The following is a 20,074-nucleotide window of genomic DNA, read 5'->3' as shown; positions in this document are numbered from 1 at the left end:
GACTGGTTTAAGTTATTGAGCAAGGCTACTGAATGACCCAGTCTAACTAAATCGATATTGAACTGAAACAGATAGCTCTTTTCCAAGCAACCTATTTCTTTTTTTTGACGTTCTTTTTCACATGACTCATTAATCTTCTTTTTTTATTAACTTGTCGTTGTGATAGCTTATTTTTCTTATCAGCGAAGGGATTCATTCCCCCCTTAAACTCAAGTTTCAAAGGGGTTCCAACTAATCCAAGATGCCTAATAAACTCATTATTAAGATAACGTTTATAGCTATCAGGCAAGTCAGCCAATTGGTTTCCATGAATGACAATAACTGGTGGATTATGACCACCAAGATGGGCATAACGCAACTTAATCCTGCGCCCATTCACACATGGAGGAGTATGTTTTATACTGAGGTCTTGAAGTAAGCGGGTTAATTTTGGTGTAGAAAAAGATTGGATTGCAGAAGTATAAGCTTCATTAATATCTTTAAACAGATTCCCTACCCCACTACCATGTAAGGCTGAAATAAATCTGATTTTTGCAAAATTCGCAAAGTGTAATCTTCTCGATAAATCGCTTTTTATTTTTTCCTTATGCTCTTCGTCCAATCCATCCCATTTGTTCACAGCAATCACTAAAGCTTTGCCTGATTCAATAATAAAACCAAGCAAGTTCATGTCTTGATCGGTAATTCCTTCATTAGCATCCAATAGTTGTAAACATACATTTGACTCTTCAATTGCCTTTAGTGTTTTAATCACTGAAAATTTCTCTATTTTTTCATCTATTCGAGATTTTCTTCGTACTCCGGCAGTGTCAATTAAAACATACTTTTGATTATCTCTGGCAAAAGGAATGGCAATACTATCTCTGGTAGTTCCTGGCATATCATAAACAACGACTCGTTCCTCACCTAAAATTCGATTAATCAAAGTTGATTTTCCAACATTAGGGCGACCAGCAAAGGCAATTTTAATCGCATGCTCCTCTTCAACCTCATCACATTGTGAGATAAACGGCGATAAAATATCATCCAATAATGATCGTATACCACTACCATGAGATGAAGAAATGGAGTGTACGCTCGTAATACCTAAAGATTGAAAATCGGCACACGCAATGTCATCATCCAAACCTTCTGTTTTATTAACAACAAGATAGAGCTTTTTATTTAATTTTCGTAAATTGCTTGCGATTTTTTCATCAATACCTGTTAAACCAGCCCGTCCATCAACTAAAAACAATACAATATCAGCTTCATTCAATGCTATTTCAGATTGTTTTGACATTAAACCATCAACAGCAATATCATCGACACCGATACCGCCAGTGTCAACAACGATATAATGCTTATCATCATGTTGCGCTTGGCCATATTGTCTGTCCCGAGTTAAGCCAGGATAATCAGCGACAAGAGCATCTTGTGTTTTTGTCAATTTATTAAATAAAGTAGACTTACCAACATTAGGACGTCCAACAAGTGCAATCACAGGGATCATGTTTAACTCACAGATAATTGATTAAGCATTCCATTGTCCGTTAATACGTATAACTTACTTCCTATTACAGTTGGAGAAATACTTATTCCTCCCGAAATTTTTGCGCGAGCCAGTACTTCACCTGTTTGTGAGTCTAGAAAATGAAGATATCCCGTTTTATCACCTACAACAATATCATTATTAATTAAAGTGGGCTCAGTCAATATCCTTGCTTTTAAAGCAGTTTGCTTCCAATTTACTCGACCGCTATGTTTATCAAGTGACCATATTACATCATGGCTATCAGTAACATATAAAGTATTTCCACTTAAAACCATGTTTTTGTAAACAGAACCCGGTTTTTTCCAAATAAATTGTCCATCAGAAAGTGACAACGCACCAATAAAACCTTGATAAGTTGCTAAATAAACTACATTATTTTCAACTATTGGATCCGCATCTATATCTACCAAACGCTCAACATCGCTTGATCCAGCAGCATAAACGATACTTCGTTGCCAGATGACACGACCCGTATCTATATCAAGCGCATCTAATTTCCCATCAGAAAAACCAATTAACAGCAAATTTCCCATCACTATTGGAGATGAGCTTGCCTTTAGAATTAAACTGGGTGAACCATGTTCTGCTGTCCATAATTGTTTACCATCTGCAGCATTGAATGAATATATCTTGCCATCAATTGTTTTAACGATTACTTTCCGGTGCACAATAGTAGGTGGAGATAAAATTTCACCGGAAACCTTAGCCTGCCATAATTTTTTACCATTCTGATCTAATACAACAACTGAAGAGTTACTTGTACCTACAGCAATATATCCATTTGCAATTGTGGGACCACTCACTAAACCATGTTTAAGGGGTGTAGTCCATTTTATTTTACCGTTATTTTTGTTCACGGCCTGAACAATTCCACCAGCATCCGCAATGTATATAGTACGGCCTTGAACTACTGGCTTAAGTCTTAAGTATTCTTTATTTTTGGACACTTTCCCCACAGAAACAGTCCATGTCTTGCTTACTTTAACTTTATCTTGAATTTCTTTAAGCTCTTTAGGTTTTGGGGTGTTGTCTTTACCTAACATATAATCATCAAGCTTGGAGCACCCTTGTGCCAAAATAAGGATAAATAAAATAAAAAATTTAATTTTCATGAAAATAAAACCTCAATTTGTACTGCTCGAATTTATTAAATTCAATCGCTTAATTATGCCTAAATCTTTAATAATTCACCAAAAAGCCATATTAGTATATTTGGATGAAAATATCTTTTTAATATTATTTTCATCCAACCTGCTCTCAAACTCTCAAATCTGATTTTCTCCAAGTTTTTAATCTTGTAACCAGGACGAAGTTAAGTCAGGGAATCAAAGAAATTTTAGGATACCTCTTCCCATCAAATTACGAATTAGCAAAATAATACAGAATTTCTGATATTCCATTTTCAATGGCTCAACTATGCAGACTGTACTTTTTTATCTCCTGAAATCATTGAATGCGACTTACTTGCTATCTGATTTGTTTTCATTTCCAAAAACAGATTACCCATTCCATTTGTTTTTACTTCATCTAAAGCGAGTTTATAAGAGTTCATGGCTTCTTGATATTGACCTGTTGCCCCATAAATATCACCCTTCAATTCATTAATTACTGGTAAATAGGTATTATCATCAATGCTGCTAAGTTCTTTTAATGCATTGGTATAAGATTTTTCTGCTGCATAGATACGTGCTATACGAATTTTTGCTATTTGTTTTAATGCAAGCATTTGACTAGTAGAAGCAACGCTTTGTAATTCCTCTGTAGCCTTGTCTAATTTATTTTTGGATACATAAATCTTGGCGAGAGTCATATGAGCGACATCTGCGTAAACCGAGCCACTATGTTCATGGATTAATTCATTAGCATAAGATCTTACCGCTTTAATATTATGATTTGAAAGAGCTACCATCATATGCTCATATGCAACTGAAGCTTGTTGGATCAATTTATCTTGATGCCAATGCAAATACCGATATCCAGCAACACCAAAGAGTATTAGCGATACTACAATAGTAATCAGATTACCATATCGCTTCCACCATTTTTTTATTGATTCTAATTGTTCCTCTTCAGTCATATACACTGACATAGCACTCTCCCACACTCATTCTAAATAATCTTTTAAAGCTTGATGAAGCATATTTTGATTTACTGTAATTTGATCTGTTCCATTGCGTAAATTTTTAATGCCAATTTGTTCTTGGATCATTTCATCTTCACCCAAAATCAAAGCCAAGCGAGCACCACTTTTATCTGCTTTTTTAAATTGGCTTTTAAAGCTTCCCCCTGCAGTATTTACCAATACGTCAACGTTAGGATATACATTACGAATTGATTCAGCAATCTTAAGTCCACGAATCACAGCATGATCATTTGTAGCAATAATATATAAAGTATTTTTTTTCTCTTCTTGCTTTAATAGATTTAAAGTTTCCATAAGCAAATAAATTCTTTCTATACCTAATGCAAAACCAGCTGCGGGCGTTGGATTACCACCTAATTGTTCTACAAGTATATCGTAACGACCTCCAGCACAAACAGTTGCTTGGCTACCTAATTTATCTGTAACCCATTCGAAGACTGTATGCCCATAATAATCAAGTCCACGAACTAAAACTGGATTTACTTCATAAGAAATTTTTAATGCATCTAAGCCATCACAAAAAGACTGAAAATGTGCACAGCTATTTTCTCCCAAGACATCAATTAATTTTGGCGCATTAGCTAATAAAGGCTGCATCTCAGGGTTTTTACTGTCCAAAATCCGCAATGGATTTCGATCTAATCTTCGTTTACTGTCTTCATCCAATTGGTTTTTATGATCCGACAAATATTCTACCAAAACTTTCTTATAGTGATGTCTCTCGGATAATTCACCTAAAGTATTCACCTGCAATCGAACTAAATCATCAAAACCTAACTGCTCCCAAAACTTACGGCAAATAGAGATCAACTCCAATTCGATCATTGCCCCTGACATTCCAAATGCTTCAACACCAAGTTGATTAAACTGTCTATATCTGCCTTTCTGGGGTCGTTCATGACGAAACATAGGCCCCATATACCACAATTTTTGTTGTTGATTATGCAAAAGACCGTGCTCAAGACATGCACGGACACAACCTGCAGTTCCTTCTGGCCTAAGGGTAATGCTATCGCCATTTAGATCGTTGAAAGTGTACATTTCTTTTTCAACAATATCCGTGACCTCACCAATAGTACGTTTAAATAATTGCGTACTTTCAACAAGTGGAAAACGTATTTCTTGATAACCATAACGAGCAAGAACCTGAATAAACACTTGTTCTAAAACACGCCATAAAACAGTTGCATCAGGCAGTACATCATTCATACCACGGATTGCTTGAATTCGCTCAGTCACTTCTCTTCTCCATTGGAGACATTTCTGGTTTAGGATTGAGCAAAGATTGCATTTTAGATATATCAGTTAACTTAATCTCTAAATTTTTATTTACCGGTGTTTGTTGATTCAGCGATAAATCAGCAGGAGCAGCACTATTTGTCGAAAATACCTGTTGATTATCTCTATTTTTTTGCCACCAAATACCAACAGCAACAATAACCCCCAAAGCAAATAAGACAGTAAACCAACGAATGATATGTTCTGCTTTATGAGATTCGCGTTTACTCTGTTGCCATAAAGCTCGTTCAGGTTTTCTCTCAACAAGGTATTGTTTATTAAATATTGCTAAATAAGGCTCTGGAGAAGTACCTAATAACTTGGCGTAAGCACGCAAATATCCTTTAACAAAAACAGGTTCAGGCAACAAATGAAACTCGTTATTTTCAATTAATTCAATAATACGAGCTCTTAAATGAAGCTTATTAGCAACATATTCGATAGTATAACCTTTTTGTTCTCGTATAGAGGCAAGGTGCGCTCCTGGATTCTTATCATTTTCAAGCATATTTTCATCCAGAGTGGTTATTGTGTTCATTATTTACTCCACTGTTATCGATATGGGAATTCAAATTATTTATACTTTGCTCATATTCTGCAGCAATACGATGCTGCCCCACCTTCTCAGAAACCTCTTTAGCTAAAGATAACAATATTTTGTCATTTAAAACTAAATCAGGATGATTCTGCACTAAAGCAAAAGCATCTTGCTCTTTTCCCGTTTTAATTTCTAATTTCAGCAATTCATATAAGGATACCTTCCGTGAGGGATCTTGATTTAATGCTTTTGTGAAATAAAACATAGCCTGTTCATCATTAGAAACAGATAATGCGCATAATCCTGCATTTTCATAAGCCCCTGCAGTATGTATGTATTGTAAATCATTAACTGCTTTTAAAAAGTATTTTTCAGCTTTTTTATAATCACCTTGGCGACATAAAAAAGCACCATAATTATTAAGTTGAGCCCCTCCGCTTCCAGCTAGCGATATAGCTTTTAAATAGTATTTTTCAGCTTGCTCCAATTCTTTGGTTTGTTCAAAATAATAAGCTAATGCTGAATTAACATCAGGTGATACAGGCTCTTGCTCAAATGCAGTAAGCAATTTTTTTTTCGCTCGTGGCCTGTCCCCTTGTTTTAAATAACCTAACCCAAGCTGAACATTGTATGATGCAGCCTTACCAAGATCGGGCTTTTTTAAATTTTGTTTTTCACTTTCGTCATTATGGGTACAGGCCTGCATCAACAAGCAAACCATAATCAACAAGGAATAAAACCTTTTTAGCACAATATTCCAAATAAGATTATAAAATGATTGGGCATTATAACCGCTTACTGATAAATTAAAAATGATTTGTCATAAATAATAAGGGGTTTGTTGGCAATTCATTCGGCTTCTGAATTTCCTATATATCGCTGAATTTTATTCTCTCGTACGCTGTTCTTGATCAGACTTGGGTATAAAGTGTAATTTTTGCCATCTTTGAGAGCGACTTGTTCTGTCTTTTACCTCTCCCGCTAATTGACCACATGCAGCATCAATATCATCACCTCGCGTTTTACGAGTAATCGTGTTAATTCCATGAGCCATTAATTTTTCTCTAAATGCATCAATTGTCTCCTGCGAAGAGCGCTCATATTGTGTCATTGGAAATGGATTAAAAGGAATTAAGTTTACTTTTGCAGGAATATTACGTAATAACTTAATTAATTGACTTGCATGCTCAGGTTGATCATTTACACCTTTAAGCATCACATATTCAAAAGTCACTTTCCTTCTTGGTTCATTTTTAAAATAAATTTTGCACAAAGCCATTAATTGAGCTAATGGATATTTCTTATTAATTGGGACGAGTTCATTTCTCAATTCATCATTAGGTGCATGAAGAGAAACTGCTAGAGCTACAGGACTTACCTCTCTTAAACGCTCCAGATCGGGTAAAACCCCGGAAGTACTTAAAGTAACTCGTCGTTTTGATAATCCATATGCAAAATCATCCATCATAATATTCATTGCAGAAACAACATTATCAAAATTAAGTAAGGGTTCACCCATCCCCATCATCACCACATTGGTGACTCTTTTGTCATGATTCCCTTCACTTTGTGATAATTCACGTACTGCCAACCAAACCTGCCCAATAATTTCGGCTGTAGTTAGATTTCGGTTAAAACCTTGTTTTGCTGTGGAACAAAAAGAACAATTCAAAGCACATCCAACTTGAGAGGAGACACATAAAGTTCCGCGGTTAGTTTCAGGGATATATACAGTCTCAATACAATTTCCGCATCCAAGCTTTAATAACCACTTATGAGTTCCATCATTAGATTTTTGACAAGCAATTATTTCTGGTAATTCGATGTAAGATAATTGAGATAATTTTTCTCTTAGCGATTTGCCTAGGTTAGTCATTTTAGCGAAGTCCGTTAATCCTGCTTGATGAATCCACTGTATTATCTGTTGAGCGCGATAGGATTGTTCACCCCAACTACTTAATAGCTCACGCATTTGTTGATAATTATAATTCAATAGATTTACTTTTTGTGCAGTCAATTTTCGCTCCAAATTTAAATGACATTAAGCAAGAATGGGATTAAGGAATAATGTAGCCGGCATGCAAAAGAGCAAATCTCAGGACTTTAATCAAAATAACACCCCAGGGCTCCGCTTCGCTTTCCCTGGCTACACTCTAAACAATCACTTAATGCCTTTAAAATTTTTACCTTTCACAAATTTCATGTGGTTCAAAGAAGAACGCAATTTCACGAGCTGCATTTTCTAAACTATCCGAACCATGTACTGCATTTGCATCAATACTGTCAGCAAAATCAGCACGAATAGTTCCAGGAGCAGCTTCTTTAGGATTAGTTGCGCCCATAATTTCTCTATTTGTCAAAACAGCGTTTTCGCCTTGTAATACTTGAACCATTACTGGGCCTGAAATCATGAACTCAACTAAATCTTTGAAAAATGGTCGTGCACGATGAATATCATAAAAATTTTCTGCTTGCTCACGAGAAAGTTGCATCATTTTTGCTGCAATGATGTTTAGACCAGCATTTTCAAAACGTGTATAAATTTGACCAATTACAGATTTCGCTACTGCATCAGGTTTAATAATTGACAATGTGGATTCTTTTGTCATTATGCACTCCATAGGGTTTATGTTAAAGTGCAACATTATACACGAAATCCTTGCTCTATGGCTAATATAAATTCATTTTTAAGTCAATGATTGATTTATTTTTTTAAATTGGATTTGTTATTCTCTACTTGGCAGATCCTATACTTTTATCAAAATATAAAGGCTCTCTATTAATAGCGTCTTGTTCTGGATCAATCTTATAATCAGGCAAAAACTTGAGAAGATCAACGACACGAAGAATTGTATCGTAAAATTGATCTCGAAAAGAATTAGCTGATTCGAATATTTCTTCAGCCTTAACAATATACTCTCTTATTTGTGCATTAAAATCAGATTCAATTTTAAATATTTTTTCCAAATTAAAGACCATTCTTGCTTTGAGATCCTGACTTAACGATACCTTAAGAATTTCATTCATTTTTTCAATAAAATCAAACTTGTTTTCCTCCGTTTGATTATCCATTTTGTTACAATAAATCAAGGCGTGTCTAATTGCTTTACGAGTTTCACTTTTAGGTCCAGAAAAATCCGCAGTTTTTAATGGAGCTCTCAAAGCATTAATCGCTTTTTCCATTTCACTATTAAACAGGTGTGTTACTTTTATCAGGACTGATTGACTTTCAGCAATGAGATAATCATGTTGCCCATGTATTTTATGAAACTCGTCACCAAGGGATATTAATTGTTGTCGCTCCCTTTCTAAAGCTTCCCGAGTTACAGCGCCTTGGGCTTCTTCATCTTTAGCACTTTCACCAGATAACAAATAATCAATAAACAGTTTTTGAGCATAAACATGATAATCATTTGCTTGTTCCAAAATAATACCATTTAATACATTTCTTAATGGAACCTGCACTAAACGACGATAGAAGCTCGTCGGAGTTTTAATTGCTTCAACCAGTTCTGCATGTTCTAAATTAACTTGGTATTTCCCCAAGATACGTTCTGCCGTAATGACTCCATAAGTAGAAAACCAATGGCTTAATTCATTATTAACTTCTTCCCCGTTCATTTTTCATCCGATTTAATTTTTTCAAAGTATGTGATATAAGACAGCTTATTTTAATAAGTATAGTGTATCCATAGATGTTAAAACGATTAGATACTGATTTACAATCAGTAAATGATTTTCTGCAGATAAAAACACCTCAAGAATGGTTAGAGTACGCAGCAAAGCACGTTTCTTTACTATTAATTGATCATGCACATTGTGAACGTAAAGCAGCCGCGACTGCCATCAATTTCATCAGTAAGTATCCAGAAAAAAAGGAATTAGTCGAAGTGATGTCGCCTTTAGCACGCGAAGAGTTGCTTCATTTTGAAAAAGTGCTACAAATTATGATTCGAAAAGGCATTCAATTCAGTCCATTACAGCCTTCTGGATATGCAACTCAAATGCATAAGCAGGTTACGAGTAGAGACATGATTCAGCGTTTATGTGATCAACTTATAATCGGCGCTATCATTGAAGCTCGATCGTGTGAGCGTTTCCATGCCATTATTCCTTACCTTGAAGACCAAGATTTAGCAAAATTTTACAGTACATTAATTAAATCCGAAGCCCGACATTTTGAAGATTACTTAAGGTTAGCAAAATTATACGGTGGAGATATAGAAAACCGACTCCATATATTTTTATCTTTAGAGAATCGCTTTATTTTAACAACAGATACGGTATTTCGCTTTCATAGCGGAATACCGTATCAATAAAAACCTTATCTTCTCATTGAAGGAGAATGAGATGGTTCTTCTTCAAAAGTCAACTCAGCATTTGCTGGATTTTTTAGGAAGTCATCAAGAGTTGGTTTTAAGCTATTGAATGTATCTTCATCTAGATATTTACCAGTAGTGGGATTCATGTATTTATTTGGCTCGCCCGGCACTGGCTGGTAATTATTTTCTATTAACCACGCATCAACAAGAGCCTTAAATGCTTCATTTACAGGATGAGGGTCCGAACTAACCACTCTTATCGGCTGCCCTTTATCATCAAGTTTAGGTTTTCCTTTGGCATCTTTTTCATATACAGGTTTTCCGTCTTGATCTTTTTCATAAACTACTAAAGAACCGCCATCTTTACGCGTTAATGGAGCAACATTTAGCTTCCCGTCTTTAAATGTGACATTATGGTGAAGAGTAGGTAGATCAATGTCAGCATCACCTTTTAGTGTATCACGCATTTTACTCTTCAGAGCAAGCCATGCTTTACCAATTGGATCTTCATTTTTCTCATAGATATATTTGTTATAATATTCCCCAAAGGTTTGCTCCCTTGATACAGCAATTGCTTTGTTCATTTTGCCAAACATATTCAACAAAGACATCATTGCAGCACGATAGTCTTGATAAGAATTTTGTTCTGGTTTCATGGCTTCGTCAGCAAGGCGATTAACTTCATCCCAAAGAGTCGTTTCTTGCTGAGTCCCTTTATGGAGTATATGCTTATTTCTAAGCTCCTCCATTGCCTGGGCATATTCCATCCGCCGCTTAAGCATTTGCGCATTTTGGTAGTCTTGAGCTATTCTTTCATTTTCTTGTTTACGGAGCTCCTCTGCTGCTTTTACAGATTTCTCCTGTGCCTCGGCCATTTTCTTCGTATATTCATCATCTTTACTACTAGTCATACCTAGCCTCTCCACAAAAATTACATATGAGCAAAACAGAGCCCTTTTGTATTATCATAACACAACAATTGAGGTTTGTCATCCCAGTCACTTAATACATAACGTCTTAATTTTTCCACATTATTTTCGTAAATGGTTATACCCGGTTTATGAGTATGTCCATGAATTAATTGCGTTACCCTAGAGTACATCATATGCTTGATAATCACATCAGAAACCACTTCCATTTCTTCCATCGATCTATTTTGATTCATTTGACTTCGATAACGCACTTGATTCACCAAACGCTGACGCAATTTTAACGGTAACCTTAAAAAAAAGTAGGAAAATATCTTATTCCTCGTTAATCGTCTAAAACGTTGATGTGCTAAGTCTTTAGTACAATAACGGTCTCCATGCACTAAAAGTATTTTTTCTTGACCCAACTGAATGACTGTAGGTTCAGATAAAATCGTCCAACCTGCAAGTTGAGCAAAACCCTTGCCCAATAAAAAATCACGGTTACCATGCATATAAAAAATATTAATCCCTTGATTCCTCAGAGAATATAATTGAAGAGCGATGCCTCTACTCCACTCATCAATTGAATCATCTCCGGCCCAAGCATGAAAAAAATCTCCCAAAATATAAATGCTTTTAACGGAAACTTTTGCCCATTCAATAAATTGATTAAATCGCTCTTGAATTTTTTGATCCTCTGGATGCAAATGAAGATCTGAAATAAAAACAACATCTATCATAAGGGCTCAATGTGTATATGTTCATCTAATAAATAAATTTGACAAGGTTTATTACAAGGTTCTATTGCATCGCTTAAACGATAGAAACCTGCAATTGATACTAATTCTGCCTCAAGTGATTGACAAAAAATACGCGCCTCTTTATCTCCAGAAATACCAGCCAAAGCTCTTCCTCTTAAAGCACCATATACATGGATACACCCATCAGCTAATAATTCAGCGCCATGACTCACTGAAGAAGTAACGATAAGATCGGTTCCTTTTGCAACCACTTGTTGACCTGATCGAACAGGAGTAGTTAGTAATTTTGCCGTTGTTTTTATTGTTTCATGAGGTGAGTTTTCAATAGTTTCAACAATGGGCTTATCTTGAGTTGAAGAAGCATGCAACACGGCTAACCCCTGACATTGTGCTAAAGAATGATGCAATGCAGTTCCGCCTTGAATGGCGACAGGAATCATACCATGAGTTCGTGCAGCCTGAACTAAGGCTTGTAAATCAAATTCTAGATGTTGAACCGCAGACAAATCAAAAACCACTGGAATATGTTCAAATAATTTTGGTGCTTTGGTTATTGTATCATGGAGTTGTTGTGAAAAAAGATTAATGTTTGTATTTAATACATGTAATACAGTAAATGTATAAAGACGCCCTTTTAATTTAAACGCTTGTGTCTGTGTTGTATTTTCACTCATGAGTATGATATCCATAATCAATATTTTTGTTTATACTAACATGTGAAAACCAATAACAGAAGGATATTAAGGTGGATAAACGGTGGTTTGAACAATATCAAAAAGGAGTTCCTCATGAAATTGACCCAAGTCAATATTCTTCCCTTGTCGCTTTGTTTAAAGAATCATGTACTCGTTATGCTCATAAACCTTCATATACCAATATGGGACATAGTATTACATTTGCAGAATTAAATACATTAAGTCGTGATTTTGCTGCCTACCTACAACAACTTAACTTAAAAAAAGGGGCGCGAATTGCAATTATGCTCCCTAACGTTCTCCAATATCCTGTAGCTCTATTCGCTATTTTGCGAGCTGGCTATGTTGTTGTTAACACAAATCCGCTGTATACCACTGATGAACTCATTCACCAAATGAATGATTCTGGAGCCGAAGCAATTATAGTACTTGCTAATTTTGCAAAAACTGTTGAAAAAGGATTAAGCTCTATTCCTAATTTAAAGCATGTTCTTATCACTGAAATAGGCGATTTATTTCCTACGATAAAACGAATCATTGTCAATTCGGTAGTTAAATACGTAAAAAAAGCGATACCGCCGTATCACATCCCCCATGCAGTAACCTTTAATTATGCGTTATTGGAAGGAAAACAATCTCCATTACATCACGTTGACTTAACTCATGATGATATTGCATTTCTGCAATATACAGGGGGAACGACTGGCGTAGCCAAAGGAGCTATTTTAACACACGGTAATATGATCGCTAATATTTTGCAAGCTGATTCATGGATAAAACCTTTGGGCTTAAATGATAATGAAATCATTGTAACGGCGATTCCTCTATACCATGTTTTTTCCCTTACGGCTAATTGTTTAACCTTTTTAAAAGAAGGTGCAAAAAATGTGCTCATTACAAATCCTCGTGATATGGGAAATTTTATTAAAGAGATTAAAAATGTCCGTTTTACGGCAATTACTGGTGTAAATACCTTATTTAATGGTTTATTAAACCATCCACAATTTAAAGAGGTTGATTTTAGTAGATTAAAAATTGCCCTTTCTGGTGGAATGGCCTTACAAAAAAGTGTGGCTCTCAAGTGGTTTGAAGTGACTAAGACCCCTGTATTAGAAGCATATGGCTTAACAGAAACAAGTCCCGCAGCCATCATGAATCCAATGAATCGTACAGAATACACTGGCAGTATAGGAGTACCTATTTCCTCTACTGAAGTAGCTATTCTAGACGATAATGAGAATGAAGTTCCTATAGGAACAAGTGGAGAAATATGTATCAAAGGGCCTCAGGTAACTCCAGGTTATTGGAAACGCCCCGATGAAACGGCTTTAGTTTTTACTAAGAATGGCTATTTAAAAACTGGGGACATAGGAAAAATGAATGAAGAAGGTTTCATTTATTTGGTTGATCGAAAAAAAGACATGTTACTAGTCTCTGGATTTAATGTTTATCCTAATGAAATAGAGCAAGTTATAGGAATGCATCCTGGTGTTTTAGAAGTTGGTGTTGTTGGAATTTTTGATAAGGATTCTGGTGAGCGCGTTAAAGCGTGTATTGTAAAAAAAGATCCTAACTTAACTGCTGAACAAGTTATTTCTTATTGTCGCGAACATTTAACCGCATACAAAGTTCCTAAAGAAGTTGAGTTTTATAAGGAACTTCCCAAAACGAATGTGGGTAAGATCCTTCGTCGCGCACTTAAAGATGATTCGCAAGACAGCCCCTCTTCTCCAAGCCTGTCTAATAAAAAGCCTGCTGTTGCAGTATAAAAATAGTCTGGGGGCTTAATGAGGTGCGGCCGTTTTATTGACGCACCAATGCCTCCTGAGGAAACCTGTCCCTAACAAGATATACTGTTATTAAAGCTAAGCGATTACGATAAACCAAATATGAGCTTTTAGGTAAAAAATAGAGCACTGGATTTATTTTATTAATTGTTTCATTATCTTAGCTGTTGCACCCCAGACCCAATCCTTATTTGCCGTGAATTCGCAGGTTTTATACTGATGTCCATTACGTTCAATCATAAAAGTTCTATAATTTTTTGGATCTTGCACTAACGACATGGGAATAGAAATTATACGAACCACTTCCTGAGTATTTAAATAATAAGGATGTACTGAGCTGATGCTTGCTAACCAAGGATGAATAATGCTTCCTAAAAGTGTTTTTTGGATCTTTAATTCTCTTATTAGCGTTACACGATTAGCGCTAATACCTAGCTCTTCATTCAATTCTCTAAGTGCTGTAGTATAGTAATTTTCATCACCCTCTTCCCACACTCCACCAGGAAAGCAGATTTCACCTGGGTGAGTCCGAAGTTGATCGCTTCGTTTAGTTAGAATTAATGAATCAGATTCTTGTTCATATAGAACGATCACTGCTGAATTTGTAAAACCACTTCTTATTAATTCATTTGAGGCCATTCATAATTGCCGCCATTTTAATAAAACATTCACGATATTCATCTTCATAGTTTGAGTCAATAACAATGCCTCCGCCAGCAGCTAAATGCAAAAAATTATCTTTAGCTGTTATTGTACGAATTGCAATATTCGTATCAAAACGCCCATGCCGCGAAAAATAACCAATTGCACCACAGTAAACACCACGCGCATACAACTCTTGTTCATTAATAATACGCATTGATTCGATTTTTGGCGCTCCTGTAATAGAGCCACCTGGAAAGCAAGATAAAAATGCATCAAATGGTTGAACGGATGATAAGCACTGAGCCTCTATTGTGCTTACTAAATGATGAACTGAATTATAACTTTGGACCTCACATAAACCAGTTACTTGGACTGAGCCTGATTGAGCAATTTTGCCCAAGTCATTGCGTAAAAGATCAACGATCATTACATTTTCAGCCTTATTTTTTTCACAAGAGCCTAACTCGAGTTTTAAGTGTTCATCTTCTAGAGGATCAGTAGATCGTCGAATGGTTCCCTTAATAGGTGATGTAATTAATTGACCATTATCATAATACAAAAAACGCTCGGGAGAAAAACTTAAAATATCAGCGCCAGTTGTTCTTAGAAAAGCAGAGAAAGGCACTGGATTTTGTTTACTGATTTTTTTATATAAAGCCCAACTGTCTCCTTCATAAGCAGCAAGAAAAGGCTGGGTGAGATTGACTTGATAACTTCTACCCTCTTTTAGTGATTGATAAATCTCCATAAAAGCTTTGATATACTTTTCTTGGTTCATTAAAGGGGTAAAATCGCTTTGAAGAACGGCATTGTTACATTGTCTTTCTGAGGCATGCCATAAATCTAAAACTTCCTTGACTACTCCTTGTGTTGCCTGATGCAGGTTTGCGGCAAATAAAGTTACCGATTTTTGATAATGATCCGCAATAATAGCCCAATCATACAAACCAAGATTTAACAAGGGCATATCCTGCAATGTCGATTGTACGTTCGAATCGATTCCTAATTGTCTTGCTCCAAAATCATAAGAAATATAACCTATGGCCCCTCCTTGAAAAGGAAGATCGGCTACTGCCAATTGAGACGATAAGATATGATTTAATTGATTCACCAGCTGTGGTATATTATTTATATTTTGATCAATTTGAATAAAATCATAAGGATAGGCACTAACAATATCATAACGTCCTCTCAAATGATCACTACTTTCAAGTAATACAAAACCAGGAAGATGGCTAAGTTTTTGATACAATTCGGGTAGAGAAGGAGAGTAGTCTAAAGAATATAGTACAAATTGATTCAAAATATATCCTCATAAGTAATTCATTTAGCCTTTAATAGTCTAAATACAGTTGAGCAAAAAATTTAATTATCTCCGGATTCTGCAAGCAAATCGAGTACAAGGCATAAAGTTAAAGACCTAAATGCAGTATCTCCAAACCCGATAATTTTTAATGTAACATGACTATTTTCTTTAAAGCGAGTTGCTTTCACCATATCTAGTTCGGTTTTTATAGTGAACCACTTCGGTTTAAACTGAAAATCTCATATTAATATGCTATGTCCTCACTCCGCTAATAACCAGCCTTATAAGATAACCTTTGCTTGGTAAGCAAAATACAACTTTTCTATGTCTTTTCAATCAAACTCACATTACTTATCTCTGGTTTTTAAATTCATTTGTGAGTATGCTATGCACACGCTTTATTGACAAGGAGCCTACATGGCAACAGTTGCTCAATTTGACATTACTTATACTCAATTTTTGGATGAACATGGAAAATTAGCAGGCCAACTTCCTGATTTTGCCAAGGATCATACCGTATTAAAAGAACTTTATAAAATAATGGTTCTTACGCGCACCTTTGATAAAAAAGCAATTGCGTTACAAAGAACCGGAAAAATGGGAACTTATGCCCCTATTAATGGACAAGAAGCAATTTCTGCGGCAATAGGCCATGCGATGCGCCCTGAAGACGTATTTGTTCCCTATTACCGAGATTATGCTGCACAATTTCAACGCGGTGTAAAAATGTCTGAAATTCTTGCTTTTTGGGGAGGAGATGAACGTGGTAGTCAGTTTTCTTGTAATTCTGAGGACTTACCTATCTGCGTTCCCATTGCCTCGCAATGTTTGCATGCAACAGGCATCGCTTTTGCTTTCCAATACAGAAATCAACCTCGTGTAGCAGTGGTTTGTCTTGGTGAAGGTGGTACTTCTGAAGGTGATTTCTATGAAGCAATAAATATAGCAGGTACTTGGAAATTACCAGTAGTTTTTGTAGTAAATAATAATCAATGGGCTATTTCAGTTCCCAGAGAGAAGCAAACGGGGACACAAACTATTGCACAAAAAGCAATTGCTGCCGGTTTTTCTGGCATGCAAGTTGATGGCAATGACATCTTAGCAACAAGACAGATCATAGGAAATGCCATTGAAAAAGCGCGTCAAGGTGATGGGCCAACTTTAATTGAGGCATTATCTTACCGTTTATCCGATCATACAACTGCTGATGATGCAACTCGATACCAACCCAGTGATGATGTAGAAAAAGCAAAACCGAAAGAGCCTATTGCACGCTTTAAAGAGTTTCTCATGGAGCAAAAGATATGGAATGCGCAAGATGAGGAGAACTTGGTTATCAAGTGTTCAGAAGAAGTTGAGAAAGCAGTTAATGAATATCTGAACATGAAAACCCAACCCATTACTAGTATTTTTGATTATCATTATGCTGAACTACCTGAGTATTTGATTGAGCAACGTGCAATAGCTATGGAGGAAGCAACAAATGCCTGATATTACTTTAATTGAAGCAGTGACTCAGGCTTTAGCTTATGAGTTAGCTCACGATGAAAATGTAGTGGTTTTTGGAGAAGATGTAGGTAAAAACGGTGGGGTTTTTCGCGCAACAGTAGGATTACAAGAACGCTTCGGGGAAAAAAGAGTATTTGATACTCCTCTCGCAGAATCAATGATCGCAGGGCTAGCAATTGGAATGTCCATACAAGGCCTAAAGCCAGTTGCCGAATTTCAATTTATGGGTTTTATTTACCCTGCTATGAATCAAATTATCTCTCATGCGGCTCGTATGCGCAACAGGACTCGTGGGCGCCTACATTGCCCTCTCGTTTTTCGAGCTCCTTTTGGTGGAGGAATCAGAGCTCCAGAACATCACTCTGAAAGCACTGAGGCATTATTTGCTCATATTCCAGGGTTACAAGTTGTTATACCCTCTTCGCCTAAGCGTGCTTATGGTTTGCTCTTAGCGGCAATGCGTAATCCCGATCCAGTAATTTTTCTAGAACCAAAGCGTATTTATCGCCTTGTTAAACAACCTGTCGAGGATAATGGAGAGGCACTTCCCATTGGTAAGTGTTTCACCCTACAACAAGGTGATGATGTTACCTTAATAAGCTGGGGAGCCAGTTTGCATGAAACGCAACTTGCAGCGAAGCAATTAAGAGATGAAGGAATTTCTTGTGAAATAATTGATGTCGCTACAATTAAACCCCTAGATATAGAAACAATTTTGGCCTCAATAGAAAAAACTGGACGTTGTGTTATTGTGCATGAAGGAGCAAAAACTTGTGGTGTAGGCGCTGAAATTTCAGCCCTTATTATGGAAAATTCCATGGCTGATTTAATAGCCCCTGTTCAAAGGGTGACTGGATACGATACAGTAATGCCCTATTTCCAACTGGAAAAGCAATACATACCCAGTGTTACACGTATTAAAAACAGTGTTATGAGCATAATGGAGTAATAATGAATATTTTCAATCTACCTGATTTAGGTGAAGGCTTACCTGATGCTGAGATTCATGAGTGGTTTGTCAAAGAAGGAGATACTGTTGTTGTAGATCAACCCCTAGTTTCTATGGAAACAGCTAAGGCGGTAGTGGATGTTCCTTGCCCACAAACAGGAGTTATAAGTAAATTATACGGCAAACCAGGTGATATTATTAAAACAGGAGAACCATTGGTTGCCTTTGCATCGTCAGTTGCAAAAGCAGCCGATAAGGGAACAGTTGTTGGCAATCTAGAAGAGAGTAGTGAAATATCCGAAGATACTTTTACTATTGGGATACAACACACTGCTCAAAATCGCATAAAAACGACTCCTGTCGTAAAAATGCTTGCAAAAAAACTCGGTGTTGATTTATCTACAGTAAAAGGTACAGGAGAATTTGGGGTCATCACTCGAGATGATGTTCAAGCCCAAGCAGATAAAAACGCACAAGTTCCCGTAGGTTTTGAACCTCTGCGTGGAGTAAGACGTGCTATGCTCAATAGCATGACGCAGTCACACGCCGAAGTGGTTCCTGTAAGCATCTTTGATGAGGCAGATATAAGCGCCTGGAAATCTGGCACTGATATCACCGTTCGTCTCATTAGAGCGATAATTGAAGCCACTAAAAATGAACCTGCATTAAATGCATGGTTTGATACAAAACATGGCGCACGACAGTGTTTTAATGAGGTACATCTTGGCTTGGCGATGGACAATGAGGAGGGGTTATTTGTTCCTGTTATCCATGATGCAGGAAAACGCTCTGATACCGAATTACGCACTATGATTAATGAATTTAAACAGTTAGTGGGTAATCGTGAGATTACAGCAGACAAATTGAAAGGAGCTACGATTACACTGTCGAATTTTGGAAAGTTTGCTGGTCGCTTTGCAAGCCCTATTATTGTTCCACCCATGGTTGCAATCTTAGCTGTTGGCAAGCTTTATCAGGGGGTTGTTCCTGTCGAAGGAAAGATAGAAGTACATAATATTCTTCCCTTATCACTTAGTTTTGATCATAGAGCAGTTACAGGTGGTGAAGCAACTCGCTTCTTAGGCTCGGTAATACAATCCTTACAAATGGAATAAATAATAAAAGAGCCACTTCCCCCTTAGGAGTTGAATCCTCCTGGCATCTCTAAACGTATCTGCTCAGGGGGATGCTTGCCTCTAAAAACCCAGTCTAGCTCAACTTTCTCCGACGTTTCGTGGCTTACCACGGAATTCAGGAGGACTGTGCTAAAACATACCCCCCGCGGACAAGCCGCGGAGTGTACTCAGAGATAACTCAAGAAACAGTTTAAGGAAAAAAGAGTTATTTTTTATTGTTGTGGTTGTTGTTGGGATTGTGGCTGTTGCTGGGTTTGTGACTGTTGTTGCATTTTATCCTTCATTTTTTCAGCTAATGCCATCTTACATTGTTGTAATTGTTCTGGACTAAAATTTGTATTAGGTAATGTTTTAGTACCTGCTACTACTGGTATTACACAGTGTTTCATTAAATCTTTTCCTGAGCTTTCTCCACCCTTAAAATAACCATTTTGCATACAGGAGATTGCAATAGCCTTACAAGCTCCTGCTGACCAACCCCAAAAACTCATACTCATTAATAAAGTAAATATACTCATTCTTGCAAATAACTTATTCATATTTTTATTCCTTATATTTAG

The 20,074-nt window shown here is 36.5% G+C and carries 21 protein-coding genes; 5 read left to right on the top strand and 16 right to left on the bottom strand.

The features are described from left to right. Positions 1-91: 91 nt before the first annotated feature. The 9 genes from der to Lsan_RS16895 all read right to left on the bottom strand — a co-directional run bounded on the left by der (position 92) and on the right by Lsan_RS16895 (position 9,114). A complete protein-coding gene (gene der, locus Lsan_RS16935) occupies positions 92-1,492 on the bottom strand; it encodes a ribosome biogenesis GTPase Der (protein WP_058515295.1) in 1,401 nt (466 codons plus the stop codon). 2 nt (positions 1,493-1,494) lie between these two features. Continuing rightward, the gene (bamB, locus tag Lsan_RS16930; protein ID WP_058515294.1) at positions 1,495-2,646 is read right to left on the bottom strand and encodes an outer membrane protein assembly factor BamB; all 1,152 of its coding nucleotides are present in this window, start codon (positions 2,644-2,646) and stop codon (positions 1,495-1,497) included. A gap of 302 nt (positions 2,647-2,948) precedes the next feature. Further along, entirely contained in the window at positions 2,949-3,623 is a 675-nt protein-coding gene (locus Lsan_RS16925) for a YfgM family protein (RefSeq protein ID WP_058515293.1), read from the bottom strand. A 15-nt stretch (positions 3,624-3,638) separates the two neighbouring features. Then, on the bottom strand, positions 3,639-4,916 hold the full coding sequence (gene hisS / locus Lsan_RS16920; RefSeq protein ID WP_058515292.1) for a histidine--tRNA ligase: 1,278 nt from the start codon (positions 4,914-4,916) through the stop codon (positions 3,639-3,641). Beyond that, a complete protein-coding gene (locus Lsan_RS16915; protein WP_058515291.1) occupies positions 4,909-5,493 on the bottom strand; it encodes a helix-turn-helix domain-containing protein in 585 nt (194 codons plus the stop codon). The genes hisS and Lsan_RS16915 overlap by 8 nt, the downstream gene beginning before the upstream one ends. Further along, positions 5,468-6,244 (bottom strand): type IV pilus biogenesis/stability protein PilW, encoded by a 777-nt coding sequence (gene pilW / locus Lsan_RS16910; protein ID WP_058515290.1) that lies wholly within the window; start codon positions 6,242-6,244, stop codon positions 5,468-5,470. Before pilW ends, Lsan_RS16915 begins: the two co-directional genes overlap by 26 nt. A gap of 135 nt (positions 6,245-6,379) precedes the next feature. Continuing rightward, positions 6,380-7,510, bottom strand: a complete 1,131-nt coding sequence (rlmN, locus tag Lsan_RS16905) for a dual-specificity RNA methyltransferase RlmN (protein WP_058515289.1) — start codon at positions 7,508-7,510, stop codon at positions 6,380-6,382. A gap of 166 nt (positions 7,511-7,676) precedes the next feature. Beyond that, entirely contained in the window at positions 7,677-8,102 is a 426-nt protein-coding gene (gene ndk, locus Lsan_RS16900) for a nucleoside-diphosphate kinase (RefSeq protein WP_058515288.1), read from the bottom strand. Between the two features lie 124 nt (positions 8,103-8,226). Continuing rightward, complete coding sequence (locus Lsan_RS16895) at positions 8,227-9,114, bottom strand: hypothetical protein (protein WP_058515287.1); 888 nt, start codon at positions 9,112-9,114, stop codon at positions 8,227-8,229. Positions 9,115-9,188: 74 nt separating this feature from the next. Here Lsan_RS16895 and Lsan_RS16890 point away from each other — a divergent pair, with 74 nt between their 5' ends. Beyond that, positions 9,189-9,812 carry a MiaE family protein gene (locus tag Lsan_RS16890; RefSeq protein WP_058515286.1) on the top strand — a complete coding sequence of 208 codons (624 nt, stop codon included), beginning with the start codon at positions 9,189-9,191 and terminating at the stop codon, positions 9,810-9,812. A 5-nt stretch (positions 9,813-9,817) separates the two neighbouring features. Here Lsan_RS16890 and Lsan_RS16885 read toward each other — a convergent pair whose 3' ends face one another. Genes Lsan_RS16885 through minC form a run of 3 tightly spaced genes read right to left on the bottom strand, consistent with a single transcriptional unit; the run spans position 9,818 to position 12,161 of the window. Further along, positions 9,818-10,726 (bottom strand): hypothetical protein, encoded by a 909-nt coding sequence (locus tag Lsan_RS16885; RefSeq protein ID WP_058515285.1) that lies wholly within the window; start codon positions 10,724-10,726, stop codon positions 9,818-9,820. 20 nt (positions 10,727-10,746) lie between these two features. Next, positions 10,747-11,466, bottom strand: coding sequence for a UDP-2,3-diacylglucosamine diphosphatase (locus tag Lsan_RS16880; protein WP_058515284.1), 720 nt, complete (start codon positions 11,464-11,466; stop codon positions 10,747-10,749). Further along, the gene (gene minC / locus Lsan_RS16875; RefSeq protein ID WP_058515283.1) at positions 11,463-12,161 is read right to left on the bottom strand and encodes a septum site-determining protein MinC; all 699 of its coding nucleotides are present in this window, start codon (positions 12,159-12,161) and stop codon (positions 11,463-11,465) included. The genes Lsan_RS16880 and minC overlap by 4 nt, the downstream gene beginning before the upstream one ends. A gap of 71 nt (positions 12,162-12,232) precedes the next feature. Between minC and Lsan_RS16870 the strand changes: the two genes are divergently transcribed. After that, complete coding sequence (locus Lsan_RS16870; RefSeq protein ID WP_058515282.1) at positions 12,233-13,951, top strand: AMP-binding protein; 1,719 nt, start codon at positions 12,233-12,235, stop codon at positions 13,949-13,951. Between the two features lie 153 nt (positions 13,952-14,104). On the opposite strand, the gene Lsan_RS16865 is transcribed toward Lsan_RS16870, so the two are convergent. The 3 genes from Lsan_RS16865 to Lsan_RS23390 form a co-directional block, all read right to left on the bottom strand. After that, on the bottom strand, positions 14,105-14,608 hold the full coding sequence (locus Lsan_RS16865) for an NUDIX hydrolase (protein ID WP_058515281.1): 504 nt from the start codon (positions 14,606-14,608) through the stop codon (positions 14,105-14,107). After that, complete coding sequence (gene pabB, locus Lsan_RS16860; RefSeq protein ID WP_058515280.1) at positions 14,595-15,917, bottom strand: aminodeoxychorismate synthase component I; 1,323 nt, start codon at positions 15,915-15,917, stop codon at positions 14,595-14,597. Before pabB ends, Lsan_RS16865 begins: the two co-directional genes overlap by 14 nt. 62 nt (positions 15,918-15,979) lie before the next feature. Beyond that, the gene (locus Lsan_RS23390) at positions 15,980-16,111 is read right to left on the bottom strand and encodes a hypothetical protein (RefSeq protein WP_272947158.1); all 132 of its coding nucleotides are present in this window, start codon (positions 16,109-16,111) and stop codon (positions 15,980-15,982) included. Positions 16,112-16,337: 226 nt separating this feature from the next. On the opposite strand from Lsan_RS23390, the gene pdhA reads away from it, so the two are divergent. The 3 genes from pdhA to Lsan_RS16845 are packed head-to-tail and all read left to right on the top strand — an operon-like array spanning position 16,338 to position 19,493. Beyond that, complete coding sequence (pdhA, locus tag Lsan_RS16855; protein WP_058515279.1) at positions 16,338-17,411, top strand: pyruvate dehydrogenase (acetyl-transferring) E1 component subunit alpha; 1,074 nt, start codon at positions 16,338-16,340, stop codon at positions 17,409-17,411. After that, the gene (locus Lsan_RS16850) at positions 17,404-18,378 is read left to right on the top strand and encodes an alpha-ketoacid dehydrogenase subunit beta (protein WP_058515278.1); all 975 of its coding nucleotides are present in this window, start codon (positions 17,404-17,406) and stop codon (positions 18,376-18,378) included. Before pdhA ends, Lsan_RS16850 begins: the two co-directional genes overlap by 8 nt. A 2-nt stretch (positions 18,379-18,380) precedes the next feature. Then, on the top strand, positions 18,381-19,493 hold the full coding sequence (locus Lsan_RS16845; RefSeq protein WP_058515277.1) for a dihydrolipoamide acetyltransferase family protein: 1,113 nt from the start codon (positions 18,381-18,383) through the stop codon (positions 19,491-19,493). Positions 19,494-19,726: 233 nt separating this feature from the next. Here the strand turns inward: Lsan_RS16845 and Lsan_RS16840 are convergent, their stop codons facing one another. Next, positions 19,727-20,053: a hypothetical protein gene (locus Lsan_RS16840; RefSeq protein WP_058515276.1), complete on the bottom strand. Its 327-nt coding sequence runs from the start codon at positions 20,051-20,053 to the stop codon at positions 19,727-19,729. Positions 20,054-20,074: the final 21 nt, after the last annotated feature.

This window comes from Legionella santicrucis (assembly GCF_001468135.1).
GTDB classification, from domain to species: Bacteria; Pseudomonadota; Gammaproteobacteria; order Legionellales; family Legionellaceae; genus Legionella; species Legionella santicrucis.
This window is presented reverse-complemented; position numbering and strand designations above follow the sequence as displayed.